Genomic DNA, 25,361 nt, shown 5'->3' with positions numbered 1-25,361 from the left:
TGGCGTCTGCTTGCCGAAGCACCTCTCCTGCCCTACCCCACCGCTGTTTTGACCCTCGCTTTAGACTTTGTTGCGCCGACCCCGGCCAGTGCGCCCGACCGGGTGACGCTGTTTGTGGACGTGATTTTGCCCCTGCCGCTGCCCCGGCTCTACACCTACCGCGTGCCGTTCGAGCTGAACGACAACGTGGTGATTGGGGGCCGCGTCATCGTGCAGTTCGGGGCCAAGAAGACGCTGAGCTGCATTGTGGCCGCCGTGCACGAAACGCCGCCGACTAACTACCAAGCCAAATACATCCTCGAATTCATCGACGACGCGCCCGTTGTTACGCAGCCCCAGCTCAAGCTATTCCGCTGGATGGCAGACTATTACCTCTGCACGCTGGGCGAAGTGATTAACGCGGCACTGCCAGCGGCGCTCAAGCTCAGCTCGGAGTCGCGCATCCAGTTGCACCCAAGCTTTTCGCGTGAGGAGAACGAGTACCCGCTCACACCCCAGGAGGAGCTCATCATCGATGCGCTGGGCGCGGTGAGCGACGGCAAGGCCCTGACGTTCACCGAAGTGGGCGACCTATTGGGCATTGCTTCGTTCCACAAAGTCATCAAGTCCTTGATGCACAAGGACGTTATTTTCCTCTTTGAGCACACCGCTGACAAGTACGCGCCCAAGGTGTTGAAAAAGGTACGCCTGGCCCACCGCTACGTGACCGCGGGGGCCCTGGAAGAGCTGTTCAACGTGCTGGGCAGCAAGCCCAAGCAGCTCGATGCGCTGCTGCACTACTTGCAGCGCGTGCCGGTGGTACAGAACGAGCACGCCAACCACGCGGGCCTCGAAAAAGCAGCCCTCACGAGCAGCCCGCGCCTGTCGGCCTCGGCCGTGAACACGCTGATTAAGAACGGTGTGCTGGAGCAATTCGACCAGATCGTGTCGCGCTTCCCCATGGACGACGGCGCCACCACCCAGCCCAATTTCGACCTCACTGCGGCCCAGCTTACGGCCCGCGACGAAATTATGCAGCACTTTGGGGCCCGCGACATCACTTTGCTGCACGGCGTGACGGGCGCGGGCAAGACCGAGATTTACATCGACCTGATTCAGCAGGCGCTGGCCGGCGGCGGGCAGGTGCTGTACCTGCTGCCCGAAATTGCCCTCACGGCCCAGATTGTAACCCGCCTCATGCGCGTGTTTGGGTCCCGGCTGGGCGTGTACCACTCCAAATTCTCGGATAATGAGCGGGTGGAGGTGTGGAACGGCGTGCTCGGCGGACGCTTCCAGGTGGTGGTGGGCGTGCGCTCGGCGGTGTTCCTGCCGTTCGACAACCTCTCGCTCATCATCGTGGATGAAGAGCACGAGTCCAGCTACAAGCAATACGACCCCGCCCCGCGCTACAACGCCCGCGAAGTGGCCCTGATGATGGGCAGTTTCCAGGGCGCCAAGGTGCTGCTGGGCTCGGCCACGCCGGCCGTCGAAACCTATTACCAGGCCCGCCAGGGCCGCTACGGGCTGGTTACGCTAAGCAAGCGCTTTGGCGAGGCCGGCATGCCCGACGTGGAACTGGTGGATACCCGCAAGGCCCGCGAGCAGAAGTCGATGCACAACCACTTCACGGCCGAGCTGCTGGGCGAAATCGAGCGCAAGCTGGGGGCCCAGGAGCAGGTCATCCTGTTCCAGAACCGGCGCGGCTACTCGCCCGTGGTGGCCTGCGACGACTGCGGCTGGATTCCGAAGTGCGCGAACTGCGCCGTGAGCCTGAGCTACCACAAGCACAGCCACGAGCTGCGCTGCCACTACTGCGGCTACCACGAAAGCATGGTGGTGAAGTGCCCCGCCTGCGGCTCGCGGGCGGTGAAGACGGTGGGCTTCGGCACCGAAAAGATTGAGGACGACCTCAAAATCATGCTACCCCAGGCCAACGTGCAGCGCATGGACCTGGACACGACCCGCGCCAAGAACTCGTACCAGCAAATCATTTCCGACTTCGAGAAGCAGAACACCAACGTGCTGGTGGGCACCCAGATGGTGACCAAGGGCCTCGACTTTGCCAACGTGAGCTTGGTGGGCATCATCAACGCCGACAGCATCATCCACTATCCCGACTTCCGGGCCCACGAGCGGGCCTACCAGATGTTTGTGCAGGTGAGCGGCCGGGCCGGGCGCAAAGGCAAAAAAGGCAAGGTACTGATTCAGACCGCCGACCCCACGCAGGTCATCTTCGACAAGGTGATGCGCAACGATTACGAGGAGTTTTACAACTACGAAATCACCCAGCGCCACGAGCACGGCTACCCGCCCTTCACCCGCATCATCAAGATGACGGTGAAGCACGTGGAGCAGGGCGTGGGCGAAAAAGCGGCCATTCTGCTGGCCCAAGAGCTGGTGGAGCGCCTGGGCGCGGGCGCCGTACTGGGCCCTGAAGCCCCCTACATCTTCCGCATTCGCAACTTCTTTTTGCAGGAAATCACCATTAAGCTCGAGCGCGCCCACACCGTGCTGCGCCACGCCAAGCAGCAAATCGGCGAAGCCATGGATGTAGTGCGCGACCAAAAGGAGTTCAAGCAAGCCCGCCTGGTGGCCGACGTGGACCCCATGTAGGGCCCCCGGCACCGCACAAAAAAGGGGCCCTGGCTGCATAGCCAGGGCCCCTTTTTTATTGGTTTTGGTTGGGCTAGATGTTATCCAGCAGCCACAGCACCAGGAAGATCAGGCCGATGATGGCCGCCACGATGGCGATGACGCCGAAGATGGTGCCCACGCCGCCGCTGATGCCGCTGAACAACGAGGCGATGACCGCGATGAGCAGGGCGATGATGCCCGTGCGCAGGTTGCCGTCGAGGCGGGCCGTGTTGGCCGTAGCCTGCTTGCCCTGCACCTTGGCCATCATTTTGTCCATGCTTTTGTTCACGTTCTTCATCATCTTTTTGGCCACAAAGCGCTGCACCAAGGTGGGCTTGGGGGCCGCTACGGTAGCGGCAGCAGTAGCAGGGGCGGCGGCGGGCGCAGCCAGGGCGCGGGGAGCCGCGGCGGGCGCCACAGCAACCACGGACGCAGCAGCTACCGGAGCAGCGGCCACGGGTGCGGCAGCTACCGGGGCGGCCACGGCAGCAGTGGGCTGCTCGGCAACGGCGGCAGCGGGGGCCGGCGCGGCAGCTACGCGGCGGTGCGCGGCCTCGCCGTAGTAGGTCGATGTTTTGGGGAGCATGGCGTACTCGGCGCGGTTGCAGCTGCCCAGGGCGAGGGCGCAGCCGGCCACGGCCAGCAAGCGAGCGAAGGGAGAAGAGAGTTTTTTCATGAGGTATTTGGTTAGGATAAAATGAAAGTTGGCTTACGGCGTTCAGAAGTAAAAGTAGGCGCTATTGATTTTTTTACGCTTTTCTTTCGGCCCAAGGGCCCCGGGCAACGGCCCAGGCGGGTACCCCAGCGGGTCCATTTAACCTCGGCCGTAGGCCAGCGCGCTGAACGAGACGGCCCTGTTTACTGTTTAGTCCGGCGCGAATAGCAGCTCCTCCTTATGCGTAAATATTCAGTGATTTGGTTGGCCGGCCCGGCCGTAGGGGCCCTGTTGGCAGCTTGTGCTCAGATGCCTACCGAAACCGCCACCACCGGGCGCATGGGGGCCCTGGCCGCATCGGCTACCGCTGCGCCGGCCCTGCCCGATACCAGCGGCTACGAACTGGCCCCGCCCCGCGACCCCAACGGCATCGGCAAGTATTACCTGGGCCGCCAGATTGCCCACGTGATGGGCCACGAGGGCGCCGACTGGCTGGAGCGCCGCGGCCGCAGCCAGGAGGAAGGCACCGACCAACTGCTCAAGGAACTCAAACTCAAGCCCACCGACGTGGTGGCCGACATTGGGGCGGGCACCGGCTACTTCTCGTTTCGGATGGCCCGGCTGGTGCCCCGGGGCCAGGTGCTGGCCGTTGATATTCAGCCTGAAATGATTGCCGAGCTGACCGCCAACAAGGCCCGCAACCACCTGACCAACGTGCGCCCCGTGCTGGGCACGGCCAGCAACCCCAACCTGCCCGCCAGCGCCGTGGACCTGGTGCTGATCGTGGACGCCTACCACGAGTTCGACTACCCGCGCGAGATGGGCCGCGCCATTCGGCAGGCCCTGCGCCCCGGCACCGGCCGCCTGGCCCTGGTCGAGTACCGCGCCGAAGACCCCGACGTGCCCATCAAGCGCATCCACAAGATGGACGTGGCCCAGGCCCGCAAGGAGATGGCCGCCATCGGCCTGGAGTTTGCCGGCACCATCGAAACCCTGCCCCAGCAGCACCTGCTGCTGTTCCGCCGGCCCTGATTCAATCAAAGAATAAGGCTTAAAAAATAAAAGGGCGCGGGTAACGGCGGGTTCCTTTTTAGTTTTTAAGCCTCATTCTTTGATTGAAAACCTGACCTTTGGGGCCATGAACCAGCTTCCAGCCCCGCCGACGGACCCGCGCCAGCTCGCCATCCTAGATTTTGTGTACGACTTGCCGCCCGGGCGCATTGCCCCCGAGCCCCTGCCCGACCGCGCCGCCAGCCGCCTGCTGGTGAGCCGCGGCGGCGTTATTCAGGACCGCACCTTCCGCGACTTGCCCACCGAGCTGCCCGCCGGGGCCCTGCTGGTGTTTAACGACACCAAGGTGGTGCGGGCCCGGCTGCTGGCCCACCGGCTCACGGGCGGGGCCGTCGAGCTGTTCTGCCTCGAGCCCGTGGCCCCGCACCGGGCCCTGGAGCCCGCCCTGGCCCAGGCCGAGGCCTGCACCTGGCGCTGCCTGGTGGGCAACGGCCGCCGCTGGAAAGAGGGCCCCGTAGCCGTCGAGTTCACGGCTCCCGGCGGCCAGCCCGCCACCCTGTGGGCCACCCGCCAGGCCCGCGAAGCCGGCGGCACGGCCCTCGTCGATTTCCACTGGGCCCCCGGGGCCCTCACCTTCGCCGAGGTGCTGCAAGCCGCCGGCCACCTGCCCCTGCCGCCCTACCTGGGCCGCCCCAACACCGCCGCCGACGCCGTGCGCTACCAAACCGTGTACGCCGCCCACGAGGGCGCCGTGGCCGCCCCCACCGCCGGCCTGCACTTCACACCCGAGCTGCTGGCCGAGCTGCGTACCCAAGGTTTTGAAACGGCGCACGTCACGCTGCACGTGGGCGCCGGCACCTTCCAGCCCGTGAAGGCCGCCCGCATGGCCGAGCACCCCATGCACACCGAGCCCCTGCTGGTAACGGCCGCCCTGCTGCGCCAGTTGCTGGCCCACCGGCCGCGGCCGGTCATCGCCGTGGGCACCACCAGCCTGCGCACCCTCGAAAGCCTGTACTGGCTGGGCGCGGCCCTGGCCGCGGGGGCCCCCGCGGGCCCCGCGCTGGCCGTGGGGCAGTGGCAGCCTTATGAAGAAGCCCCCGACGTTTCGGCTGAGGAGGCGCTGGGGGCCCTGCTGCGCCACCTGGAGGCCACCGGCACCGACACGCTGGAGGCCAGCACCCGGCTGCTCATCGGGCCCGGCTACCGCTTCCGGCTGGTGCAGGGGCTCGTCACCAATTTCCACCAGCCCGAAAGCACCTTGCTGCTGCTGGTGGCCGCCCTGCTGGGACCCGGCTGGCGCGCCGTGTACGACCACGCCCTGGCCCACGATTACCGGTTTTTGAGCTACGGCGATAGCTCGCTGCTGCTGCCGGAACAGGAATGAAATTTTAGGCTGATTTTATTGCTCTGGCACGCTCCTTGCCAATAACCTTTGCCTAGCGGGATCGTACAAAGCCGCATCACAATTATTTACTCCCAACCATGAAAAAAGCACTTCTGTTGCTCGCCAGCTTCGCCTTCACCACCGCTGCTTTCGCCCAAACCACGCCTACCACCGAAGTGAAAGTGCGCGACAACGGCACGAAGAAAGTAGTGACCACGACCGGTAAAACCAACGTGGGCCAAGCCCTCGAAAACACGACGGATGCCGCCGGCAACCTCGTTAAGAAAGGCGCCAACGCCGTGGAGCACGGTGCCAAAAAGGCCGCCCGCAAAACGAAAAGCGCTAGCCTGAAAGCCAGCCGCAAAGCCAAAAAGAGCAGCGCTAAACTGGAAGATAAGACCGAGTAGGTCTGCTTCTTAGCTCGCAAAAAAAGCCCCGGAGTAATCCGGGGCTTTTTTTTGTGGGCTGGCCGTGGGGGCCCTACGCGTCCGGCGCGGGCTTCTCCCGCAATTGGTACAGGACACTTTCCGCTACGCCGCGGCCGAACAGGCTAACGCCGGCGTTCAGCACAACCAGGGCGGCGGTGCCGACGGCCACCCAGTGCTTGGTGGGCGTCCGGCGGTCCTTCAAGCTGCCGGCCCAGTGCACCATGCTGGCGCCGGCGCCAATGACGAGCAGCCCAGCGGGCGCAAATAGTAACCATTTCTTCTTGTGCGTCATGGGGGCAAGGTTAGGGGTCGAGGGAAGAAAGCCGGGGCCCGTTCGCCTCGTAACTTTCGGCGCGAAGGTAGCCTGCCGGCCTTCGTTTGCCCACGGCTCAGCTGTGTTTCCCGCCCCCATGTCGCCCTACGAACAACTCCTGCACCTCGCCTTCGCCGCCCCGGCCGAGGCCGCCCAGTACCTCACCCCCACCGCCCGCGGGGCCCACGACCAGTTCCGGGCCGCCGCACCGCCCGATCAATCGTTCCGGTTCGAGCAGCTGCGCCTGGGCATTGCCATGAGCTTGCTGAAGCTGCTGGCCGACCTCGGCGACCACGAGGAGAGCCGCCGCGCCCTGGCCGTGCTGCACCGGGCTCTGGAGCAGAGCCGCTCGCCCGCGGACATTGACCGCATCATCGGCCGCGAAGCCCAGCTGTTCGACCAGCTCTACGACAACCTCTACGTGAACGAGCAAGGCGAGGAATTGCTCAACCTCTTCGGCCGCACCCTCGACGCCGACACGCCCCACCTGCTGGCCGAAATTGCCCGCGAGGGTATGGACCTGGCCCGCAACCTGGACTTTGAATCCGACGCGGACGACGAATGAATTGCGGGGGTTAATTGTTGAAAATTAACGGCTTCCGGCCCGGGCGCTTTCGCGTGCCCGCGCGCCGGTGGGGCCCCAAATTTCTCTTTCCCGTCCCATGTTTTTGGTTATTGTTGGTTTCTTTATTTTGGTGGTGGGCCTGAACGCCAGCCGCTTTTCGGAGCGCGTGGAGCGGCTGCGCGGGGGCCTTATTTTCCTGGGCGGCGCGCTGCTCGTGCTCGGGGCCGGCTTCAGCACGCTGGTGCAGGTGGGCGTGGGCCAGGTGGGCGTCCAAACGCTGTTTGGGCAGGTGCAGCCGCGCGTGCTCCAGCCCGGCCTGAGCCTGGTGAACCCGCTCGTGGACGTGACGCGCTTCGACACCCGCACCCAGAACTACACCATGTCGGCGGTGCGCACCGAGGGCCAGCAGGCCGGCGACGACGCCATCCGGGTGCTCTCGGCCGACGGCCTGGAGGTGGTCATCGACCTCACCGTGCTCTACCACGTAGTGCCCGCCCAGGCCCCTAAAATCCTGGCCACCATCGGCGAAGACTACCAGGACAAGGTTGTGCGCGCCCTGGCCCGCACCCGCATCCGCGACAACGCCGTGTACTACGACGCGGTGGCCCTGTACTCGACGCGCCGCGACGAGTTCCAGACCCGCATCCTGAACGCAATTGAGAAGGATTTCCGCAGCAACGGCCTCCAGCTCGACCAGCTCCTCATCCGCAACATCCAGCTCCCGCAGTCGGTGAAGGCCAGCATCGAGAGCAAGATTTCGGCCGAGCAGGACGCCCAGAAGATGCAGTTTGTGCTGCAAAAGGAGAAGCAGGAAGCCGAGCGCAAGCGCGTAGAAGCCCAGGGCATTGCCGACTACCAGCGCATCGTGAACACCGAGCTGAGCGACAAGCTGTTGCAGTACGAGAACATCAAGGCCAACCAGGCCATCGCCACCTCCCCCAACGCCAAGGTCATCATCATGGGCGGCGGCCGGGGGGCCCAGCCCCAGCTGCTCATCGGCGAGAAGTAAACTTCGCCGGCTACCAAACGCAAAACAGGGCCCCCAACCGCGGTTGGGGGCCCTGTTTTGCGTTTGGCGCTGCGCCGGTTAGTACCCGGGGTTCTGCACCAGGTTGGGGTTCGCGTTGATTTCGGCCAGCGGGATGGGCAGCACCAGGCGCGGCGAGTTCCAGGCAATGGGGGCCTTGGTAACGGGGTCGGTGGTGGACTCCTGGTTGCGCTTGAGGTCGCCGAGGCGGAAGCCCTCGAAGGCCAGTTCCAGCTTGCGCTCCTTGAGGATGATGGGCAGCGTGACGGTGGCCAGCGCCGGCAGGCCCACGCGGGCCCGCACCCGGTTCACGTCGCTCAGCGGCGAGGCCCCCACCGCGGTGCCGGCGCGGAAGTTGCCCTCGGCGCGGGTCAGGTACATTTCGGCCAGGCGGATGAGCTTGATGTTGCCGTACAGCGCGTCGTACTTGTTGGAATAGGTCTGGTTGGTGGTTGCCGTGAACAGGCCGGCGCGGTCGTCGCCGGCCTCAAACTGGTTGAGCAGCTGGTCGTTCACACTTATGTCGCCCCGCTGGTTTTCCGAATAGAACACGTTCAGCTGGTTGGTGCCGCTCTGGGCCGAATTTTGGACGGCGAAGATGTCTTCTGCCGTGTTGGCCAGCAAGGCGGTGCCCTGGTAAAACTCGGTGTCGTAGTCAGGGTTGAGCGAATAGGGCCCCGCGGCGGCGCGGTTGGCGGCGGCCGCCGCCTCCGAGTAGCGGCCCTGCTGCAAGTACACCCGCGAGAGGATGGCCGCCGCGGCGTACTTATTGGCGAAGATGCCGTTGCTGGCGGGCAGCTGCGCTTCGGCCGTCGTCAGATCGGTAATGACTTGGGCATACACCTCGGCCACCGTGTTGCGGGCCAGCAGGTTGGCCTCCGTTACGGTGCCGGTGGGCGTGGTCACCAGGGGCACGCCGGGGTTGGCGCTGGGCGTGCCGTCGTTCCAGGCGCGGGCGTACTGGCGCACCAGGTCGAAGTACGTCAGTGCCCGCAGGAACCGAGCCTCGCCCTCCGTCCGGGCCTTGCTGGTGGCGGCCGTCACCTTGTCCAGGTTGGCCAGCACGTTGTTGGTGCGGTTGATGGTGATGTAGCCGCGGCCCCAGGTATTTTGCGCGTTGGCGTTGTCGCGGCGAATGCTTTTGCGCTGAAACTGGAACGGGCCGATGTACGTCCCCACGAAGGTGAAATCGCCGTCATCAGCCAGCAGGTCCGAATCGAACTGCAAGTACCCGCCGTACGCATCGACGGACTGCAGGCTGGTGTAGCTGCCCACCAGGGCGGCCTGCACGTCGTCGGAAGTGCTCAGGGCATTGCCGGCGTCGATGGAATCGACGGGCACCACGTTGAGCTTATTGTTGCAGCTCGGCAGCGTGCCCGCCGCGAGGCAGGCGGCCAGCAGCCCAAATACTATTTTTTTCATAAGAGTAGCGCGTTGAGAAGAAGTAGGGCCCCGGCGGCTTAGAAGCCCAGGTTGACGCCCACCGTGAAGGTGCGCGCCTGCGGCGCGGTGTAGAAGTCCGTGCCCTGGTTGATGTTGTTCTGGCTCGTGCTGCCCGTGCCGGTCAGGTAGTCGGTGCTCACTTCGGGGTCCCAGCCTTTGTACTTGGTGAAGGTCAGCAAGTTGAGGCCCTGCACGAAGATGCGGGCCGATTGCAGGTAGCCGCGCTTGGCCACGCTGCTGGGCAGGTTGTAGCCCAGCAGCACGGTGCGCAGGCGGCCGTAGTCGCCGTTGCGCACAAAGCGCGACGAGGCGCCCGTGCCGTTGCCGTCGGCAAAGTAGGCCTTGGGCACGTTGGTGATGTCGCCCGGCTTCTGCCAGCGGCCGAGCTGGTCGGTGGTCTGGTTGTCGTAGCCGTTGTTGAAGGCCACCGAGTAGAACTGGGCCCCACCGTCGTAAATCTGGTTGCCGAACACGCCCACCAGCGTCGCCGTCAGGTCGATGCCTTTGTAGGAGAGGGTGTTGGTAATGCCGCCCGTCCAGGTCGGGTTGGGGTTGCCCACCACCACGTAGGTCGCGCCGTTGATGTCGTTGGTGGTCGAGCGGTCGAGGCTGCCGTCGGCCATCGTAGCGTTGGAGTAGTAGAGCGCGTCGCCGTTGGCGGCGTCCACGCCGGCGTACTCGGGGCCCACAAATACGCCTAGCGGCTGGCCCTCCTGGGCGCGGCTGAGGTTGCTGCCCAGGATGGACGGCCCGTTGAGGTTCGTGATTTTGTTGCGGTTGATGGCCGCGTTGAAGCTGGTCGTCCAGGCAAAATCCCCCACGAAGTTGCGGGTCGTCAGCGTGAACTCGATGCCCTTGTTTTGCAGGCTGCCCACATTGCGGAAAATCGAGCTGAAACCGGTGGTCAGCGGCACAGGCTGGTTGAGGGCCAGGCCGTTGGTATTTTTCAGGTAGACGTCCAGCTCGCCCGAGATGCGGTTGTCGAAGAAGCCGTACTCCAGGCCCCCGTCGTACTGCGTGGTCGATTCCCAAGTCAGGTCGGGGTTGCCGAGCTGCAGCGGCGACTGGCCGGGCACGCCCACGTAGCCGGTGGTGCCGCTGTACAAGTTGCGCGAGGGGAAGTTGCCGAAGCCCTGGTTGCCGGTTTTGCCAATGCTGGCCCGCACCTTAAGCGTGCTCAGCGTGGTGTTACCCTTCAGAAATTCCTCCTCCGAGATGAGCCAACCCAGCGAGCCGGCCGAAAATAGGCCGTAGCGGTTGTTGGCGCCGAAGCGCGACGAGCCGTCGAGGCGGGCGCTGCCGCCCACCAGGTACTTGCCGGCGTAGGCGTACGAGAGGCGGCCGAAGTACGAAACGAGCGTGTTGCCGCCGTTGTTGAACGAGCTGCCCGCCGTGATGGACGAGGCGTTGGCGATGGTTTTGTAGGCATCGGAGGCAAACTGGGTGCCGGTCACGTTGTTGCCCGTGATCTGGCCCTGCTCGTAGGCCGTGCCCACGGTCACGTCGAGCAGGTGCTGCTCGGCAAACGTTTTGTGGTAGTTGAAGTAGTTGTTTACCACCAGCTTGGCGTTCACCTGGGCCGCATTGTAGCCGTAGCCGTTGGTGGGGCCGCTGTTGCGCGAGGTAATGCGGCCCAGGTACTGCTCCTCGTTGTAGTTGGTGAAATCGACGCCCACTTCGGAGCGGAAGTACAGCTCCGGCGTGAACTTGTACTGCGCGTACACATTGCCCAGCAGCCGGTAGGTGGTGGTGATGTACGAGCCCCCCGCGATGCTCAGCAGGGGGTTGTAGTAGAACGGGAAGTTGGTGCTGTAGGTGCCGGTGGCGGGGTCGAGGGCCCCGGCGGGCAGGTTGGTGCGCGGGTCGGTGATGGGCGTCAGGGGCGAGAGCGCCACAATCTGCATCGGCGAGCTGAAGGCGTTATCGTTGGGCAGGCGCTTGTTGACGGAGCGGGTGGCCCCTACGTTGGTACCGAAGCTCAGCTTATCGGTGGCCTGGTGGTCGAGGTTGAAGCGGGCGTTCATGCGCTGGTAGCGGTTGCCCACGATGATGCCGTTCTGGTCGCTGTACTGGCCCGAGATGAAGAACCGCGTCTTCTCCGAGCCGCCGCTGGCGCTCAGGTCGTACTGCGAAAACGGGGCGTGCTGAAACGCCTCGCGCTGCCAGTCGCTGTCGAAGCTCTTGGGGTCTTGGCCGCCGGCGATGATGCCCAGGCGCGTGGCCGTGGACGCCGCCGAGTAGCCGCTGTTGTTGCGGGCCTCGGTGAGCAGCTCGGTGTACTGCGCCGCGTTCAGGAAATCGCGCAGGTGGGTGGGCTTGCTCAGGCCGGTCTGGTAGGCCACGGTGAACTTGGTGGCGCCCACGCGGCCGCGCTTGGTCGTCACGATGACCACGCCGTTGGTGGCCCGCGAGCCGTAAATGGCCGTGGCCGAGGCATCTTTCAGCACGCTGATGCTCTCGATGTCGTTGGGGTTGATGTCGCCGATGGGGTTGGTGGCGGCCGACGTCGACGACAGGTTGTCGGCGAGCACCGGGATGCCGTCCACCACGTACAGCGGCTGCGTGTCGCCGCTGATGCTCGACACGCCGCGCACCCGCACCCGGATGCCCTGGCCCAGCTTGCCGCTGCTGCTCTCGATGAACACGCCAGCCGCCTTGCCCTGGATGGACTGCTCGAACGACTGCACGGGCTGGTTGCCCACGTCTTTGCTCGAAAGCTGGGCCACAGAGCCCGTGAGGTCGGCCTTGGTTTGGGTGCCGTAGCCCACCACCACGGCCTCGCTCAGCTCGGTAGCGCTGGCTTGCAGCGTCACGTTCACGGTGGCCTGGCCGCCCACGGCCACGGTTTGGGTGGCGTAGCCTACGGAGCTGAACACCAGCGCGGCCCGGGGCCCCACGCTCAGGCGGAAAGTGCCGTCGGCGCCGGTGGTGGCCCCGTTGGTGGTGCCCTGCTCCAGCACGGTCACGCCGGGCAGGGCCCCGCTGTCGGAGCCCAACACGCGGCCGCTAACGGCCTGGCTTTGGGCCCAGGCGGGCGCGGCCAGTAACCAACTCAGCAGCAGTAGCAGCAGTCGGGAGTGAGTAAAACGTTTCATTTCCATACGGCAGAGGTTAAAGTTGAAAAAGCAAAACGAGGGGGATCAACGCCTAAAAACACTAGTTTTTCTTAAAACAGCATTAATTTAGAATGGCAAATCTATTATCAAGTTAACAAAAACTTCACTTAACCCCTATTTTTTTTACCCTTACCTGGGCATAGCAAACTATTTGTATTGGCGGGCCAATCAGCTTTTGGTAGGCAACGGGGCCCGGGCCCCTACTTTTGCCGGCGATGCCCACGATCCACTACCTCACCACCGCCGACGCCATCGCGGCCGCGGCTGCCCACTTCGCCACCCTGCCGCGCATCGGCATCGATTTGGAGTTTGACGACATGCGCTACCGCTACGGCCGGCACCTGGCGCTCATCCAAGTGTTCGACGGGCAGGAGGCGTACCTCATCGACCCGCTCCCGCTGGAGCCCGACATGGCCGCCGGCCTCGAGCCGCTGTTTGCCGTGCTGCGCGACCCGGCCGTGGCCAAGGTGTTCCACTCCTGCAAGTCGGACATTCTACTGCTCGACGAGGTGTTCGGCGTCAACTGCCGCACCATCGTCGATACCAGCGTGCAGTTCAGTCTGCTGGCGGCCGAGGACAACAACATTTCTTTGGGACGCCTCATTCAGAGCGAGTTGGGTTTTGAGGTAGACAAGGGCGAGCAGAAGTCGAACTGGCTGAAGCGCCCCCTCACCGAGGCCCAGAAGGAGTACGCCGCCAACGACGTGCTGTACCTGTTCGAGCTGACCGACCGCTTGGCCGCCCGCCTCGCCGAAATGGGCCGCGCCCAGTGGGCCGCCGAGGAAAACCACGCCCTGGAAGCCGTGCGCTACGGCCGCGACGAGCCCCGCCCCTGGGCCCGCAACGCCGCCAAGTTCAAGATTACGCCCCAGGAAATGCCGGTGTTCCGGGAGCTATACAAGCTGCGCGACACCGTGGCGCGGCAGCTCGACCGCCCGCCCTACCACGTCATTAGCAACGACCGGCTGGCCGAGCTGGCCCGGCAGCCCATCGAAACCGCCAACCAGCTGCGCGCCGCCAACGGCCTGCACCCCGAGCTGAAGCGCGCGCCCTACGCCGACCAGCTGCTGGCCATCGGCACCACCGACCTGCCCGACGAGGCCCCGCTGCCCCCCGACCAGCGCAAGTTCCCCTTCCGCCGCCGCCTGAACGGGGCCGCCGCCAACCGCGCCGAAGCCCGCGAAACCCTGCTGCTGGCCCTCAAGGCCCACCTCGCCGCCGACCAGGGCCCCGTGATGGCCAACATGGTGCTCAGCAACCGCCTCATCGCCGACATCGTGGAGCAGGGCGCCGCGGGGGCCCTGCGCCCGTGGCAGCAGCAGCTGCTGCAAGCCGCCGCCGAAAAGCACGGCGAGGACTACGCGCAAATCGCGCAGCCCTTTTAGGAAGGCTGCGCCGGGCAGTCATTTGGAACGGCGTGGTCCGGCGGCTTATGGGTCGCCGGACCACTTTTTTTATTGCCGGGGCCCTGTTTCGCGGCCGGCCGGGGCCGGGGCTGCCCGCTGGGGCCCCCGAACCTTTGGGCCTGCCTTGGCGGTTGGGGCCCCGGGGCGGCTTTCATTTCTTACCTGAGTGCGATGCGCCGTTGGCTGTTAATTGGATGTTTGGGGGCGCTGGGGTTGCTGGCGGCGGGCGGCTACGCGGCGTGGCGGGTGCTGTACCGGCCTAGCGTAGTGGCGTTTGAGGAGGGCGACGCCTACCTGTACATCCGCACCGGCAGCGGCTACGGGGCCGTGCGCGACTCGCTGCGGCGGCAGGGGCTGCTGCAAGCGCCGGGGGCGTTTGACTGGGTGGCGCGCTGGCGGGGCTACCCGGCGCACGTGCGGCCCGGCCGCTACCGCCTGGGCCCCGGGCTGGGCAACCTGGCCTTGGTGCGGCTGCTCGAAAGCGGCCCGCAGGACACGGTGCAGTTTGAGCTCAAGCCCTTCCATTACCTCGAAAACCTGCCCCGGCAGGTGAGCCGCCAAATCGAGGCCGATTCGTTCAAAATCAGCCTGTTGCTGAACAACAACGCCGGCCTGCGCGCCCGCTACGGCCTCGACACCTGCACGGTGCGCACGCTGTTCATCCCGGGGCCCTACCGCCTGCTGTGGAACACCAGCGCCGCCGCTTTCCTCGATACCGTGGCGGCGCGGCACCGCCGGTTTTGGTCGCCGGTGCGCCGGGCCCGGGCCGATTCGCTGGGCCTCACGCCGGTGCAGGTGGGCGTGCTGGCCAGCATTGTGCAGCGCGAAACGGCCCAGCCCACCGACAAGCCCCTGATTGCCGCCGTGTACCTCAACCGCCTCCGCCTGGGCCTGCCCCTGCAGGCCGACCCTACCCTGCTGTGGCCCCTGCACGGCCTCGGCACCCGCAAGCGCGTGCTGAACGTGGACAAAAAAGTCGATTCGCCCTACAACACCTACCGCCACAAGGGCCTGCCGCCGGGCCCCATCACCACGCCCCGCGCCAGCTCGCTCGACGCCGTGCTGCGCCCCGCCCACAACGACAATCTATTCTTCTGCGCCCGCCCCGACGGCAGCGGCCTCTCCGACTTCGCCGTCACCTACGCCCAGCACAAACGCAACGCCCGCCGCTACCAGCACCACCTCGACAGCCTGGGCGTGAAGCGGTGAGGCGGGGTTAGTTGTTGATTAAATAACCATTCCAAGGCCGTCATGCTGAGCGCAGCCGAAGCATCTCTACCGCGTACCTAACCTAATTGGCTAGATTACTTGCGCGGTAGAGATGCTTCGGCTGCGCTCAGCATGACGGCCTTTTTTTGCGCTTATTCTAAGCAATACACAATAAGTAAACCCCGCTACCGGGGCCCCAGGCGGTACACGCGCAGCTGCACCGAATCGTGCGCGGACTCGCGCTGCCACTCCAGGGTTTGGGCGTAGTTGAGGCCGGTGAATTCGGAATGCTCCAGGAACAGCAGCGGCTCGGTGAGGCGAGCCTCGGGCCAAGCGGCCAGCGGGCGCTGGCGGCGCAGCGAGTCGAACTGCACCACGCCGGCCACTTGCCAGTAGGCGTCGAGCACCACGTAGTCGTAGCCCTGGCGGCGCAGGGCCCCCAACTGGCGCTCGTCGGTGATGCTGGTAAAATCCTGGTCATCGGCCCAGTATGGAGCCAGGCCCAGGCCCACGGTGCTGGCCACGCGCCGGGCCCCGTGGGCGCGCAGCCAGGCGGCTACTTCGGGGTAGCGGCTGGGCGGGTAGCGGTAAATGTGCTGCCAGAGCCGGTAACCATTCAGGGCTAGGGCGGCCAGCAGCACGGCGGCCCCGGGGCCCCACCAGCGGCGGGGCAAGTGGCTCAGGCTGAGCACGACCAGCGCCGCCAGCGGCAGGTAGGCGTAGGTGAGGCCGCGGGGCGCTTTTTGGAGCAGGGCCATGCCCGCCAGCCAGCACCCCGCCCAAATGCCCAGGTACAGCAGCAGCGGCAGCGGCCGGCCCGCGGGCCCCGGCGGCCGCGCCCGCCACTGCCGCCACCCCAGCCACGCGCCCGCCACCAGCCCCGGCAGTAGCACCGGCGACTCAAACGCCGCCAGGTAGCGGAAGTAGAAGAAAAAGTCGGGGCTAAGCACCAGCTGCCGGCCGGCGGGGTTGGGCGCGTCGGGCAGCACCAAGCGCACGTAGGTGGCCGGCCAGCGGTACCAGGGCAGGCCGGCCAGCAGGGCCCCGGCGGCCATCAGCACGATGTAGGGCAGGGCCAGGCGGGCCAGCACCTGCCACTTCACAGCCCCGCGCCAGGCCGGCCAGTCGGCCCGCCACACCTCCAGGCCCCCCAATATGGGCAGCACCAGCAGGAACTTATAGCTGTAGCACAGGCCCGCCGCCAGCCACCACGCGGCACTGCGCAGCGCCGCTTGCCGCCCGGCCAGGGGCCCCGCCTGCACCCGCCGGAAGTGGCTGCGCAACAGGCCCGCGGCCAGCACCAGCCCGCCCGCGCCCGCCGTGAAGTCGCGCCCCGAAAACGTGAGCAGCAGCCCGGTGCCGCCCAGCAGTACCAGCGCCGCCGCCTCAGCGGGGCGCCAGGGCCGGCCGCTGGCCACCACCGCCTGCCCCACAAACTGCGCAAATAGCCCCAGCCCCGCTGCGCCCAGTAGCACGTTGGCCACCTGAAACGCCCGCACATCGGCCGTAATGCAGGCCAGCAGAGCAAAGAGCAGGTTGAAGCCCGGTCCGGCCGTGAAGAACATGGAATGACCATCGCCGTGCGCCAGCTCCTGCACCAGCTGCCAGTTGCGCACCGAGTCGTAGTCGGGCAAGCCGTTGGCAAACAGGTGCCACAGGCGCAGGCCCAGCACCGCCAGCAGCGCCAGGCCCAGCCCCCAGCGGGCACTGGGCAGAGCGGGAAGCGGCGGGGCGGCGTTATTTGCGGGCATTCGGAGGCAATTAGGGCCCCGGAGCCGGGCCGGCGCAAAGGTCGGCACGGGCGCCCGCTGGGGCCCCGGCGAGCTACTGTTCCACTTACTTTTTCTTATGCGCCTTGTTATTCAGCGCGTTCGCAGCGCGCAGGTTACCGTGGCGGAGGCCGTTACGGGCCACATCGGGCCGGGCCTGCTAGTGCTGGCCGGCGTCGCGCCCGCCGATGGCCCCGCCCAGCTGGCCTGGATGGCCCGCAAGCTGGTGCAGCTCCGCATTTTCGCCGACGATGCCGGCCAGATGAACCGCAGCGTGCTCGACACCGGCGGCGAAGTGCTGGTGGTGAGCCAGTTCACGCTACTCGCCGACGCCCGCAAGGGCAACCGCCCCAGCTACGTGGGCGCTGCCCCGCCGGCCGTGGCCGAGCCGCTCTACCAGCAGTTTGTGGCCCTGGTGGCCGAACTGCTGGGCCGCCCCGTGCCCACCGGCATCTTTGGGGCCGACATGCAGGTGAGCCTGGTGAACGATGGACCCGTCACCATCGTGCTCGACTCGCCCGCCGGGTAGCGTGTACCGCCAATCTGTGCTTGGCCTTGCGTATGCTGCTCTTAGAGGCCCTGGCGTGAGGCCAAGCGCAGCTTGGCGGTACAATCAGCCCACTATTTTTATCATCAAAATCAACGCCACACCATGACCATCGAGCAAGCCCAACAAACCGTCGACCAGTGGATTACGACCACCGGCGTCCGCTACTTCAACGAGCTCACCAACATGGCCATTCTCACCGAGGAGGTGGGCGAGGTGGCCCGGCTCATTGCCCGGCAGTACGGCGAGCAGTCGTTCAAGGAGTCGGACAAAGGCCACGAACTGGGCGACGAGCTGGCCGACGTGCTGTTCGTCGTCATCTGCCTGGCCAACCAAACCGGCGTCAACCTCACCGAGGCCATGACGCGCAACCTGGCCAAGAAAACCCAGCGCGACGCCCAGCGGCACCACAACAACGAGAAACTGAAGTAGCTGGTCCCCGGGGCCCTACGCCAGCGTCAGCCGGTCGTTCGTCAGCAAAGGCAGGGCGTTGGCGTAGGTGTCTATTTTAGTGCAGAACAGGAAGTCGTCGTTGGCTTCCAAGGCGTTGAGGCGGCGCACGGCGGCCGATTGCAGCAGGTAGCCGGGCAGATCCACGCGGGCTTGCTGCCACATGTTCAGCGCGGCCAGGGTGCTGTCGGAGTGGTGCACGTCGAAGCCCAGGGGCCCCAGGCGGGCGGCCAGGGCCCCACCAAACAAGGTGTCTTCGAGGCAGAATTGGCCCTTCCAGCCAGCGCACACCACCAGCACGTCGCGCTGCTGCTGCTCGGCAAAATTGGCCACGGCCGTCAGGTTCACGAAGCCGCCGATAACGACGGCCTCGGCCGCCAGCGAGCGGCGCAGGGCCTGGGTGCCGTTGGTGGTGCTGATGGCCAGGGCGCGGCCCCGCACCGGCCGGGCGGGGTCGAGGAAGCCGAAGGGCGAGTTGCCTAGGTCGAAGCCCTCGGCCGGCACGCCGTCGCGCTCGGCCGCCGTCAGGCAGCCTTGGGCCCCCAGCGCCGCGCACTCGTCGAGGGTACCCACCGGAAACACGTGCGTGACGCCCGCCACCAAGGCCGTGACGATGGTGGTACTGGCCCGCAGCACGTCCACGATAACCGCCACCCGGCCCCGTAAATCGTATAGCGGCAGCAAATCGGGGGAAAAACAAACGTCTAGAGCAGGCATTCTGGGAGCTTATTGAATTTGAAACTGGCAATACGCGTGTCATCCTGAGCGCCGCGAAGGACCTGGGGACAGCCGAACAATTAGCAGCATTCATTTACTGCAAGCCATTCGGTCGTTCCCAGGTCCTTCGCGGCGCTCAGGATGACAGTTCTTTCGTCAAAACTTATACTTCCTCGGTGCCCGGCACCAGCGGCAGCTTGTGCACGGTGGCGGGCAGGTTTTTGCCCCGGATTTGGACGAAGATTTGGGTGCCGGGGGCGGCCAGCTCGGCGCGCACGTAGCCCAGGCCCACGCCCTTGCCCAAGCTCGGCGACTGCGTGCCGCTGGTGACGTCGCCAATTTTCTGGCCGTCGGCGTCCACCAGCTCGTAGTGGCCGCGCGGAATGCCGGGGCCGTCCATCACGAAGCCGACCAGCTTTTTGGCCATCCCGGCGGCTTTTTGCGCCTTCAGGGCTTCGCTGTTGGTGAACTCCTTGGTGAACTTGGTGATCCAGCCCAGGCCGGCTTCGAGGGGCGAAGTAGTGTCGTCAATGTCGTTGCCGTAAAGGCTGTAGCCCATTTCGAGGCGCAGCGTGTCGCGCGCGCCCAAGCCGATGGGCTTGAGGCCGTGGGGCTTGCCAGCTAGCATGATGGCGTCCCACACGCGCTGGGCGTACTCGTTGGGCACGTACAACTCGAAGCCGCCCGCGCCGGTGTAGCCCGTGGCCGAGATGATAACGTCGGGGGCCCCGGCGAAGGGGCCCTGCGTGAACGAGTAGTACGGAATGGCGGCCAGGTCCACGTTGGTGAGGCCTTGCAGCGCGGCCACGGCCTTGGGGCCCTGCACGGCAAACAGGCTGGTGCGGTCGGAAATGTCTTCCATCTCCGCGCCCTCGGTGTTGAATTCCTGAATCCAGTTCCAGTCCTTTTCGATGTTGGAGGCGTTGACGACCAGCAGGTAATCATTTTCGGCCAGCATGTACACCAACAGGTCGTCGACGAGGCCACCAGTGCGGTTGGGCAGGGCCGAGTACTGGGCCTTGCCGGGCTGGAGCTTGGCGGCGTCGTTGGTGGTCACGCGCTGGATGAGGCCCAGCGCCTGGGGCCCCCGCACCCGGAACTCGCCCATGTGCGACACGTCGAACATGCCCACGGCCCGGCGCACGGTGTGGTGCTCGTCGAGGTCGGAGGAGTAGCGCACGGGCATGTTGTAGCCTGCGAAGGGCACCATTTTGGCCCCCAGCTGCTGGTGGGTGGCGTCGAGGGCAACGGTTTTGAGCGAGGAAACGGTCATGGAGAACGGGGGGTAAGGTCGGCCGCGGCCGCGGCTTCGGCCCACGAAAGTAGCCACTTTCGGCCCACAGCCGTAGACGAGCTTCCGCCGACGACGCCCCCATGACCCCCAACGCAATCAAGCAGGACTTCGAGTCGGCCGTAACCAAACACTTCCTATTCAAGACGAAGCTGCGCTCGTTTTTGTACGGCAACGACTACACCGAGGGCCCCCTGCGCGACCCCGACCAGTGCGCCCTGGGCCACTGGATTGCCGAGCGCCGGGTCGGGGCCTACGCCCAGGTGCCCGCCATGGCCGACCTCGACGCTGCCCACCGCCGCCTGCACCGCGACGCGGCCCTGCTCATGGACCACCGCCTGGCCGGCCGCCCCGACGCGGCGGCCGCGGGCCTGCCCGCCGTGCTGGCCCAGGCCGAAAGCATTGCGGACCTGCTGCGAACCATTGAGCGCACGCTACGTACCGAAGCCTAAGCCCGGGGCCCCTATTCAGCGCCGGGCCCGCGGCCCCGCAAGTCCATGAAAATCAAGCTAAGTACTAAACTATTTGCCGGCATTCTGCTGCTGCTGGGGCTGTTTGCGGCGGTGCTCTTTGTGAACTACCGGCTGGCCGTGCAGGTGGTGAGCAACGCCCGGGCCGTGGCCGCGTCGCAGCAAGTAACGGAAGAGGCCAACGGCCTGCTGCGCAACATTGTGGACATGGAAACTGGCTTCCGCGGCTACCTGCTCTCGGGCGATGAGCACTCGCTGGAGCCTTACTACGGGGGCGAGCGGCGGCTGGTGGGCCTTTTCAGCGACCTGCGCACGCTGGTGGCCCACAACCCGACCCAGGTCGACCACCTCAACCGCTCGCAGCGCCTGTTCCAGCAGTGGAGCGCCTATACGCACCTCATCATTGCGGAGAAGCGCCGCCTGCACGCCACCAACCCCAGCATGGAGGCCCTCGAAGGCATGCCCCACCGCCGGCTGGTGGAGGGCCTCACGGGCAAGCAAATTATGGACAACGTGCGCTTCCACCTCGGCCAGTTCGACGTGGTGGAGAATGCTACCCGCAAGCGGCTCGACGCCCGCCGCGACGCCAGCATCGGCCGGGCCCAGTGGATTTCGGTGAGCGCGGCCGTGGCGGCGCTGGTGCTCGGCCTGGCCTGGGCCGTGTACCTGGTGCGGGCCCTGGCGCGCCGCCTCACCGAGCTGGTGGGCCTGGCCCGCCGCCTGGCCGCCGGCGACTACAACGCCCAGCTCGTGGACGATAACCAGGACGAGCTGAGCGTGCTTACCGGGGCCCTCAACGGCCTGGGGCGCACCATCAGCACCAACATCGGCCAGCTCGAAACCCGCAACCGCGAGCTGGACCAGTTCGCCTACGTGGTGTCGCACGACCTGAAAGCGCCCCTGCGCGGCATCGAAAGCGCCTCGCGCTGGATTGAGGAGGACATGGGCCCCGACCAGCTGCCGGCCCACATCCGCGAGTTTCTGGGGCTGATGCGCCAGCGCGTGCACCGCATGGAAAACCTCATCACTGGCATCCTCGACCTGGCCCGGGTGGGCCGCGCGGCCGAGGTGCACGAAACGGTGTTTGTGCGCCAGCTGCTGCGCGAAATTGCGGGCAACCTCAACCTGCCCGAGGGCCTGCACTTCGAGCTGCCGTTCTTCCTGCCCACCCTCGTCACCACGCGGGTGCAGCTCGAGCAAGTGTTCACCAACCTCATCAGCAACGCCGTGAAGTACCACGAGCACCCCGAGCGGGCCAACATCACCATCGGCTGCGACGACGCGGGCGACTACTACCGCTTCTCGGTGACGGACGACGGACCGGGCATCGCGGCGGAGTACCACGAGCGGATTTTCGTCATTTTCCAAACCCTGGTTGAGCGCGACACGCTGGAAAGCACCGGCGTGGGCCTGGCCATTGTGAAGAAAATTGTGGAGCGCCAGGGCGGCACCATCGGCGTCGAGTCGGTACCCGGCCAGGGGGCCACTTTTACCTTCACCTGGCCCAAGCAGCCGCCCGGGGCCCAGGCCAAAGCCGCCAAGGCCGCCGCCCTGGCCGCCTGAGGCCGTTACTTTGCCCTTTCCATGCCCCGGCCCCGCCGGATTCTTCCTCTTTACTATGTCCCCCGAATCAATTCCGAGCATCCTGTTGGTTGAAGACGACCAGATGGACGTCATGAACGTGCAGCGCGAGCTGCGCCGCCAGCACATTGAGGTGCCGCTCACCCATGCCCGCAACGGCCGCGAGGCCCTGGACCTGCTGCGCGGCGAAAACGGCCAGGAAAAAATTGCCAAGCCCAGCTTGGTGATGCTTGACATCAACATGCCCCGCATGAACGGCCTGGAGCTGCTGGCGGCCCTGCGCGCCGACCCAGACTTTGCCGATTTGAACGTGTTCATCATGACCACTTCCGACCTTGACTCGGACCGCCTCCGGGCCCAGCAGCTGGCCGTGAGCGGTTACATCATCAAGCCGCTGAGCTTCGAAACCTTCGGCGAGGGCGGCACCAGCGTCGACGGTTTCAGCCTGTTCCTCGACCTGATTCAGCTGAAGCGGTGAGGGCCCCGGGGCCCCGGCCGGCGCTGCTGGCCACCCACACCGGCCTGCCCCTCGAAGCCGGCCTCGACGAGGCCGGGCGCGGCTGTCTGGCGGGGCCCGTGTTTGCGGCGGCCGTTATCCTGCCGCCCGATTTTGCCCCGCCCCTGCTGCGCGATTCCAAGCAGCTCAGCGCCCGGCAGCGCGCTTTGCTGCGTCCGCTCATTTGCGCCGAGGCCGTGGCCTGGGCCGTGGGCGAGGCTTCGGAAGAAGAGATTGGGGCCCTGAACATTGCCCAGGCCAGCTACCTGGCCATGCACCGGGCGGTGGCCGCGCTGCCCGTGGCCCCGGCCCACCTGCTGGTCGACGGCAACCGCTTCCGGCCGCTAGCGGGCTTTGCCCACACCTGCGTAGTGGGCGGCGACGGCCTGTACCGCAGCATCGCCGCCGCCTCGGTGCTCGCCAAAACCTTCCGCGACGAGCGCATGGCTGCCCTCGCCCTGGAGTTTCCGGCCTATGGCTGGGCCCAGAACGCGGGCTACCCCACCACGGCCCACCGGGCCGCCATCCGGGCGCACGGCCCCACGGTGCGGCACCGGCCAGGGTTCCGGCTGCTGTAGGGCCCCGGACTATTGCTGGTTTAAGCGCAACGAGAAGGGGCCCCCGGCAGCCACTGTGGCTGCCGGGGGCCCCTTCTCGTTGCGCAGTATCAGGATAATTGCCGCTTAAGCTTAGGCTTAGCTATGGCCACCGGCGTTGCTACCAGTCCGGTCCGGGTCTTCCTCGCCGCGCACGAAGCCTTGGCTGTCGCGCGGCGTTAAGGCCTCGTCGATATTTTCCTCTTCGTCGTTGGATACGTACTGGTTGCTGGTCGGGCCGAGGCCGCCGTTCTTCTCCTTCAGCGCAGCTTCGGCTTGCGCGAAGTGCAGCGTGAAGAGCGGGTCGCCCTCAACGGGTACGGGCGGGGTGTTTTCGTTATCGGTGGGTTTTTTGGAGCTAGTGGACATGTTGCAAAGGGAAACAGCCGGGAAATAAGCGGCCGTCGCCCTTATTAAATACGACGGTCGGCCGGCCCGGGTTTATTCACCAGCCCCGGCCGGGCACAAAAAAAGGCCGCTGCCCAAGGGCAGCGGCCTTTTATAAGTGGCAGGGCCGGCCGGAAGCTGTCTACCCCAGCTTTTTGGCTAACCCTACCAGCGCACGAGAGGTCCTTCCTTTCCACATTTCCAGCCCGTGCGGGGCACTTATGAATACAAAGCTAGGGGGTGCTTCCGGTGGCTGTTTCTTCATTTAGACCAATTCGGCCTTGTACTCTGCCAATTGGCAGTATTCCTATCCGAATGGCGCGGCGGCGGCAGGCACCGCGTAGTTTTGCCGGGGGCACGGCCCTTGCCCGCGCCCTCTCCGCCCATGCTTTCCGACGCCAACTTCGACGAAACCCACAATCCCTGGCGCGTGCTTTCCAGCGCCGTACACTACCAAAACCCCTGGATTTCAGTACGTGAAGACCAGGTGTTGAACCCCGCCGGGGGCCCCGGCATCTACGGGGTGGTGAGCATGAAGAACAAGGCCATTGGCATCATTCCCGTCGATGCCGATGGCAACACTTGGCTGGTGGGCCAGTACCGCTACCCGCTCAACGAGTACAGCTGGGAGATTCCGATGGGCGGGGGCCCCGTGGAGCTCGACGTGCTGGAATCGGCCCAGCGCGAGCTGCGCGAAGAAACCGGCCTGCTCGCCGCCCGCTGGACGCGCATTGCCCGCCTGCACACCTCCAACTCCGTGACCGACGAAGAAGGCTTTGTGTACCTGGCCGAGGAGCTGACGCAGGGCGACACCGAGCCCGAAGAAACCGAGGACCTGCGCCTCTGGAAGCTGCCCCTGGCCGAGGCCGTGGCCATGGCCATGGACGACCGCATCACCGACGGCATCAGCGTGGCGGGCCTGCTGAAGGCGGAGCGCATTTTGGCGGCGCGCGCCAAGGGCTAACTTTGCCCGGAATATGCGCCACTTGCTTCGCTACCTGGGCCACCGCCTGTACACCACCTGGGCCACGTTTTGGTTTGTGCTGCCGTTCGTGGTCACCTACCCCTGGCAGTGGTGGCTGGGGCGCACGCCGGCCGGCTACCCGGCGCTGCACCGCATCTACAGCGGCTGGGCCAAGTTTTCGCTGTTCATGTGGGGCGTGCCGATTGAGGAAGTGCACGAGGCGGCGGGGCCCCTGCCCGGCCCCTGCGTGTACGTGGCCAACCACGGCTCGTACATCGACATCATGCTGATGTTCAAAACCATCCCTGGCTACCTCAACATGATGGGCAAGCACTCGCTGGCCAAGGTGCCGCTGTGGGGGCCCCTGTTTGGCCGGGTCTACATCACCGTGGACCGGGCCAGCGCCGTGAGCCGGGGGCGCGCCCTGGTAGCGGCCCGCCAGGGCCTGGCCGCCGGGCGCAGCATCGCCATCTTTGCCGAAGGGCGCATTTCGCCCACGCCCGGCCGCGAACTACTGCCGCTGCAGGACGGCGCTTTTCTGCTGGCCATTGCCGCCGGCGTGCCCATCGTGCCGGTGGGCATGCCGCTGAACCACATGTTCATGCCCGACGTGAAGGGCAGCCTGCGGGTGCGCTACCACCGCCTCAAAATCGTGTTCCATCCCGCCATTGCCACCGCCGGCCTCACCGCCGCCGACGTACCCGCCCTCAAGGCCCGCGTGGCCGCCCAGCTCACCGCCGACTTTCTGCCCGAGGGCGCCGAGAAACCGGGCCCCAGCACGTGGCGGTAACTTAGCAAAACCCAAACGGCCATGCTGATCTGGCGTCCGCGCAGCCGAAGCGTCTCTATCGCCCACTATTCATAAATTACTGCTGCGAAAAAGATGCTTCGCTGTGCGGACGCCAGATCTGCACGACGGCCCT

General features: G+C 65.8%; 24 protein-coding genes. 16 read left to right on the top strand and 8 right to left on the bottom strand.

Annotated features, from left to right (window positions below):
• Nucleotides 1–48: 48 nt before the first annotated feature.
• Complete coding sequence (gene priA / locus EAH73_RS06870; protein WP_140465738.1) at nucleotides 49–2,592, top strand: primosomal protein N'; 2,544 nt, start codon at nucleotides 49–51, stop codon at nucleotides 2,590–2,592.
• 73 nt (nucleotides 2,593–2,665) lie between these two features.
• Here priA and EAH73_RS23365 read toward each other — a convergent pair whose 3' ends face one another.
• Nucleotides 2,666–3,289, bottom strand: a complete 624-nt coding sequence (locus tag EAH73_RS23365; protein WP_193560188.1) for a hypothetical protein — start codon at nucleotides 3,287–3,289, stop codon at nucleotides 2,666–2,668.
• A gap of 288 nt (nucleotides 3,290–3,577) precedes the next feature.
• Between EAH73_RS23365 and EAH73_RS06860 the strand changes: the two genes are divergently transcribed.
• The 3 genes from EAH73_RS06860 to EAH73_RS06850 all read left to right on the top strand — a co-directional run bounded on the left by EAH73_RS06860 (nucleotide 3,578) and on the right by EAH73_RS06850 (nucleotide 6,070).
• Entirely contained in the window at nucleotides 3,578–4,300 is a 723-nt protein-coding gene (locus EAH73_RS06860; RefSeq protein ID WP_140465737.1) for a class I SAM-dependent methyltransferase, read from the top strand.
• A 106-nt stretch (nucleotides 4,301–4,406) separates the two neighbouring features.
• Nucleotides 4,407–5,663, top strand: coding sequence for an S-adenosylmethionine:tRNA ribosyltransferase-isomerase (locus EAH73_RS06855; RefSeq protein WP_140465736.1), 1,257 nt, complete (start codon nucleotides 4,407–4,409; stop codon nucleotides 5,661–5,663).
• 98 nt (nucleotides 5,664–5,761) lie between these two features.
• Nucleotides 5,762–6,070, top strand: coding sequence for a hypothetical protein (locus EAH73_RS06850; RefSeq protein ID WP_140465735.1), 309 nt, complete (start codon nucleotides 5,762–5,764; stop codon nucleotides 6,068–6,070).
• Between the two features lie 73 nt (nucleotides 6,071–6,143).
• Here EAH73_RS06850 and EAH73_RS06845 read toward each other — a convergent pair whose 3' ends face one another.
• Nucleotides 6,144–6,383: a hypothetical protein gene (locus EAH73_RS06845; protein WP_140465734.1), complete on the bottom strand. Its 240-nt coding sequence runs from the start codon at nucleotides 6,381–6,383 to the stop codon at nucleotides 6,144–6,146.
• Between the two features lie 118 nt (nucleotides 6,384–6,501).
• On the opposite strand from EAH73_RS06845, the gene EAH73_RS06840 reads away from it, so the two are divergent.
• Nucleotides 6,502–6,969 (top strand): hypothetical protein, encoded by a 468-nt coding sequence (locus EAH73_RS06840; protein WP_140465733.1) that lies wholly within the window; start codon nucleotides 6,502–6,504, stop codon nucleotides 6,967–6,969.
• A gap of 97 nt (nucleotides 6,970–7,066) precedes the next feature.
• The gene (locus EAH73_RS06835; RefSeq protein ID WP_140465732.1) at nucleotides 7,067–7,978 is read left to right on the top strand and encodes a prohibitin family protein; all 912 of its coding nucleotides are present in this window, start codon (nucleotides 7,067–7,069) and stop codon (nucleotides 7,976–7,978) included.
• Nucleotides 7,979–8,056: 78 nt separating this feature from the next.
• On the opposite strand, the gene EAH73_RS06830 is transcribed toward EAH73_RS06835, so the two are convergent.
• Nucleotides 8,057–9,418 (bottom strand): RagB/SusD family nutrient uptake outer membrane protein, encoded by a 1,362-nt coding sequence (locus EAH73_RS06830; RefSeq protein ID WP_140465731.1) that lies wholly within the window; start codon nucleotides 9,416–9,418, stop codon nucleotides 8,057–8,059.
• A 38-nt stretch (nucleotides 9,419–9,456) separates the two neighbouring features.
• Entirely contained in the window at nucleotides 9,457–12,534 is a 3,078-nt protein-coding gene (locus EAH73_RS06825; RefSeq protein WP_140465730.1) for a SusC/RagA family TonB-linked outer membrane protein, read from the bottom strand.
• A 236-nt stretch (nucleotides 12,535–12,770) separates the two neighbouring features.
• Between EAH73_RS06825 and EAH73_RS06820 the strand changes: the two genes are divergently transcribed.
• Complete coding sequence (locus EAH73_RS06820) at nucleotides 12,771–13,940, top strand: ribonuclease D (protein ID WP_140465729.1); 1,170 nt, start codon at nucleotides 12,771–12,773, stop codon at nucleotides 13,938–13,940.
• 192 nt (nucleotides 13,941–14,132) lie between these two features.
• On the top strand, nucleotides 14,133–15,170 hold the full coding sequence (gene mltG / locus EAH73_RS06815) for an endolytic transglycosylase MltG (RefSeq protein WP_140465728.1): 1,038 nt from the start codon (nucleotides 14,133–14,135) through the stop codon (nucleotides 15,168–15,170).
• Nucleotides 15,171–15,355: 185 nt separating this feature from the next.
• Here mltG and EAH73_RS06810 read toward each other — a convergent pair whose 3' ends face one another.
• The gene (locus EAH73_RS06810; RefSeq protein WP_140465727.1) at nucleotides 15,356–16,921 is read right to left on the bottom strand and encodes a hypothetical protein; all 1,566 of its coding nucleotides are present in this window, start codon (nucleotides 16,919–16,921) and stop codon (nucleotides 15,356–15,358) included.
• Nucleotides 16,922–17,018: 97 nt separating this feature from the next.
• On the opposite strand from EAH73_RS06810, the gene dtd reads away from it, so the two are divergent.
• Both dtd and EAH73_RS06800 read left to right on the top strand, forming a co-directional pair.
• Nucleotides 17,019–17,468, top strand: coding sequence for a D-aminoacyl-tRNA deacylase (gene dtd, locus EAH73_RS06805; RefSeq protein ID WP_140465726.1), 450 nt, complete (start codon nucleotides 17,019–17,021; stop codon nucleotides 17,466–17,468).
• Between the two features lie 123 nt (nucleotides 17,469–17,591).
• Entirely contained in the window at nucleotides 17,592–17,918 is a 327-nt protein-coding gene (locus tag EAH73_RS06800) for a nucleotide pyrophosphohydrolase (RefSeq protein WP_140465725.1), read from the top strand.
• A gap of 15 nt (nucleotides 17,919–17,933) precedes the next feature.
• Here the strand turns inward: EAH73_RS06800 and EAH73_RS06795 are convergent, their stop codons facing one another.
• Nucleotides 17,934–18,653 carry a 2-phosphosulfolactate phosphatase gene (locus EAH73_RS06795; RefSeq protein ID WP_140465724.1) on the bottom strand — a complete coding sequence of 240 codons (720 nt, stop codon included), beginning with the start codon at nucleotides 18,651–18,653 and terminating at the stop codon, nucleotides 17,934–17,936.
• A gap of 163 nt (nucleotides 18,654–18,816) precedes the next feature.
• Nucleotides 18,817–19,926 (bottom strand): glycine cleavage system aminomethyltransferase GcvT, encoded by a 1,110-nt coding sequence (gcvT, locus tag EAH73_RS06790; protein WP_140465723.1) that lies wholly within the window; start codon nucleotides 19,924–19,926, stop codon nucleotides 18,817–18,819.
• 101 nt (nucleotides 19,927–20,027) lie between these two features.
• On the opposite strand from gcvT, the gene EAH73_RS06785 reads away from it, so the two are divergent.
• The 4 genes from EAH73_RS06785 to EAH73_RS06770 are packed head-to-tail and all read left to right on the top strand — an operon-like array spanning nucleotide 20,028 to nucleotide 23,069.
• Complete coding sequence (locus EAH73_RS06785; protein ID WP_140465722.1) at nucleotides 20,028–20,396, top strand: CZB domain-containing protein; 369 nt, start codon at nucleotides 20,028–20,030, stop codon at nucleotides 20,394–20,396.
• A 45-nt stretch (nucleotides 20,397–20,441) separates the two neighbouring features.
• A complete protein-coding gene (locus EAH73_RS06780) occupies nucleotides 20,442–21,977 on the top strand; it encodes a sensor histidine kinase (RefSeq protein ID WP_140465721.1) in 1,536 nt (511 codons plus the stop codon).
• A gap of 55 nt (nucleotides 21,978–22,032) precedes the next feature.
• Nucleotides 22,033–22,473 carry a response regulator gene (locus EAH73_RS06775; protein WP_140465720.1) on the top strand — a complete coding sequence of 147 codons (441 nt, stop codon included), beginning with the start codon at nucleotides 22,033–22,035 and terminating at the stop codon, nucleotides 22,471–22,473.
• Entirely contained in the window at nucleotides 22,470–23,069 is a 600-nt protein-coding gene (locus tag EAH73_RS06770; protein ID WP_240047164.1) for a ribonuclease HII, read from the top strand. Before EAH73_RS06775 ends, EAH73_RS06770 begins: the two co-directional genes overlap by 4 nt.
• Nucleotides 23,070–23,186: 117 nt before the next feature.
• Here EAH73_RS06770 and EAH73_RS06765 read toward each other — a convergent pair whose 3' ends face one another.
• Nucleotides 23,187–23,456, bottom strand: coding sequence for a hypothetical protein (locus EAH73_RS06765; protein ID WP_140465719.1), 270 nt, complete (start codon nucleotides 23,454–23,456; stop codon nucleotides 23,187–23,189).
• A gap of 403 nt (nucleotides 23,457–23,859) precedes the next feature.
• Here EAH73_RS06765 and EAH73_RS06760 point away from each other — a divergent pair, with 403 nt between their 5' ends.
• On the top strand, nucleotides 23,860–24,438 hold the full coding sequence (locus EAH73_RS06760; RefSeq protein WP_140465718.1) for an NUDIX domain-containing protein: 579 nt from the start codon (nucleotides 23,860–23,862) through the stop codon (nucleotides 24,436–24,438).
• Nucleotides 24,439–24,451: 13 nt separating this feature from the next.
• Nucleotides 24,452–25,228: a lysophospholipid acyltransferase family protein gene (locus EAH73_RS06755; protein ID WP_140465717.1), complete on the top strand. Its 777-nt coding sequence runs from the start codon at nucleotides 24,452–24,454 to the stop codon at nucleotides 25,226–25,228.
• The last annotated feature ends 133 nt before the right edge of the window (nucleotides 25,229–25,361 follow it).

Origin of the sequence: Hymenobacter nivis, assembly GCF_006439025.1 — a bacterium.
In the GTDB taxonomy this organism is placed as follows: domain Bacteria; phylum Bacteroidota; class Bacteroidia; order Cytophagales; family Hymenobacteraceae; genus Hymenobacter; species Hymenobacter nivis_A.
This window is presented reverse-complemented; position numbering and strand designations above follow the sequence as displayed.

Excerpts from the sequence above, each read along its gene's own strand:
- EAH73_RS23365 (WP_193560188.1), bottom strand. The coding sequence starts at position 3,289 with ATGAAAAAACTCTCTTCTCCCTTCGCTCGCTTGCTGGCCGTGGCCGGC.
- EAH73_RS06860 (WP_140465737.1), top strand. The coding sequence starts at position 3,578 with ATGCCTACCGAAACCGCCACCACCGGGCGCATGGGGGCCCTGGCCGCA.
- EAH73_RS06855 (WP_140465736.1), top strand. The coding sequence starts at position 4,407 with ATGAACCAGCTTCCAGCCCCGCCGACGGACCCGCGCCAGCTCGCCATC.
- EAH73_RS06850 (WP_140465735.1), top strand. The coding sequence starts at position 5,762 with ATGAAAAAAGCACTTCTGTTGCTCGCCAGCTTCGCCTTCACCACCGCT.
- EAH73_RS06845 (WP_140465734.1), bottom strand. The coding sequence starts at position 6,383 with ATGACGCACAAGAAGAAATGGTTACTATTTGCGCCCGCTGGGCTGCTC.
- EAH73_RS06840 (WP_140465733.1), top strand. The coding sequence starts at position 6,502 with ATGTCGCCCTACGAACAACTCCTGCACCTCGCCTTCGCCGCCCCGGCC.
- EAH73_RS06835 (WP_140465732.1), top strand. The coding sequence starts at position 7,067 with ATGTTTTTGGTTATTGTTGGTTTCTTTATTTTGGTGGTGGGCCTGAAC.
- EAH73_RS06830 (WP_140465731.1), bottom strand. The coding sequence starts at position 9,418 with ATGAAAAAAATAGTATTTGGGCTGCTGGCCGCCTGCCTCGCGGCGGGC.
- EAH73_RS06825 (WP_140465730.1), bottom strand. The coding sequence starts at position 12,534 with ATGAAACGTTTTACTCACTCCCGACTGCTGCTACTGCTGCTGAGTTGG.
- EAH73_RS06820 (WP_140465729.1), top strand. The coding sequence starts at position 12,771 with ATGCCCACGATCCACTACCTCACCACCGCCGACGCCATCGCGGCCGCG.
- mltG (WP_140465728.1), top strand. The coding sequence starts at position 14,133 with ATGCGCCGTTGGCTGTTAATTGGATGTTTGGGGGCGCTGGGGTTGCTG.
- EAH73_RS06810 (WP_140465727.1), bottom strand. The coding sequence starts at position 16,921 with ATGCCCGCAAATAACGCCGCCCCGCCGCTTCCCGCTCTGCCCAGTGCC.
- dtd (WP_140465726.1), top strand. The coding sequence starts at position 17,019 with ATGCGCCTTGTTATTCAGCGCGTTCGCAGCGCGCAGGTTACCGTGGCG.
- EAH73_RS06800 (WP_140465725.1), top strand. The coding sequence starts at position 17,592 with ATGACCATCGAGCAAGCCCAACAAACCGTCGACCAGTGGATTACGACC.
- EAH73_RS06795 (WP_140465724.1), bottom strand. The coding sequence starts at position 18,653 with ATGCCTGCTCTAGACGTTTGTTTTTCCCCCGATTTGCTGCCGCTATAC.
- gcvT (WP_140465723.1), bottom strand. The coding sequence starts at position 19,926 with ATGACCGTTTCCTCGCTCAAAACCGTTGCCCTCGACGCCACCCACCAG.
- EAH73_RS06785 (WP_140465722.1), top strand. The coding sequence starts at position 20,028 with ATGACCCCCAACGCAATCAAGCAGGACTTCGAGTCGGCCGTAACCAAA.
- EAH73_RS06780 (WP_140465721.1), top strand. The coding sequence starts at position 20,442 with ATGAAAATCAAGCTAAGTACTAAACTATTTGCCGGCATTCTGCTGCTG.
- EAH73_RS06775 (WP_140465720.1), top strand. The coding sequence starts at position 22,033 with ATGTCCCCCGAATCAATTCCGAGCATCCTGTTGGTTGAAGACGACCAG.
- EAH73_RS06765 (WP_140465719.1), bottom strand. The coding sequence starts at position 23,456 with ATGTCCACTAGCTCCAAAAAACCCACCGATAACGAAAACACCCCGCCC.
- EAH73_RS06760 (WP_140465718.1), top strand. The coding sequence starts at position 23,860 with ATGCTTTCCGACGCCAACTTCGACGAAACCCACAATCCCTGGCGCGTG.
- EAH73_RS06755 (WP_140465717.1), top strand. The coding sequence starts at position 24,452 with ATGCGCCACTTGCTTCGCTACCTGGGCCACCGCCTGTACACCACCTGG.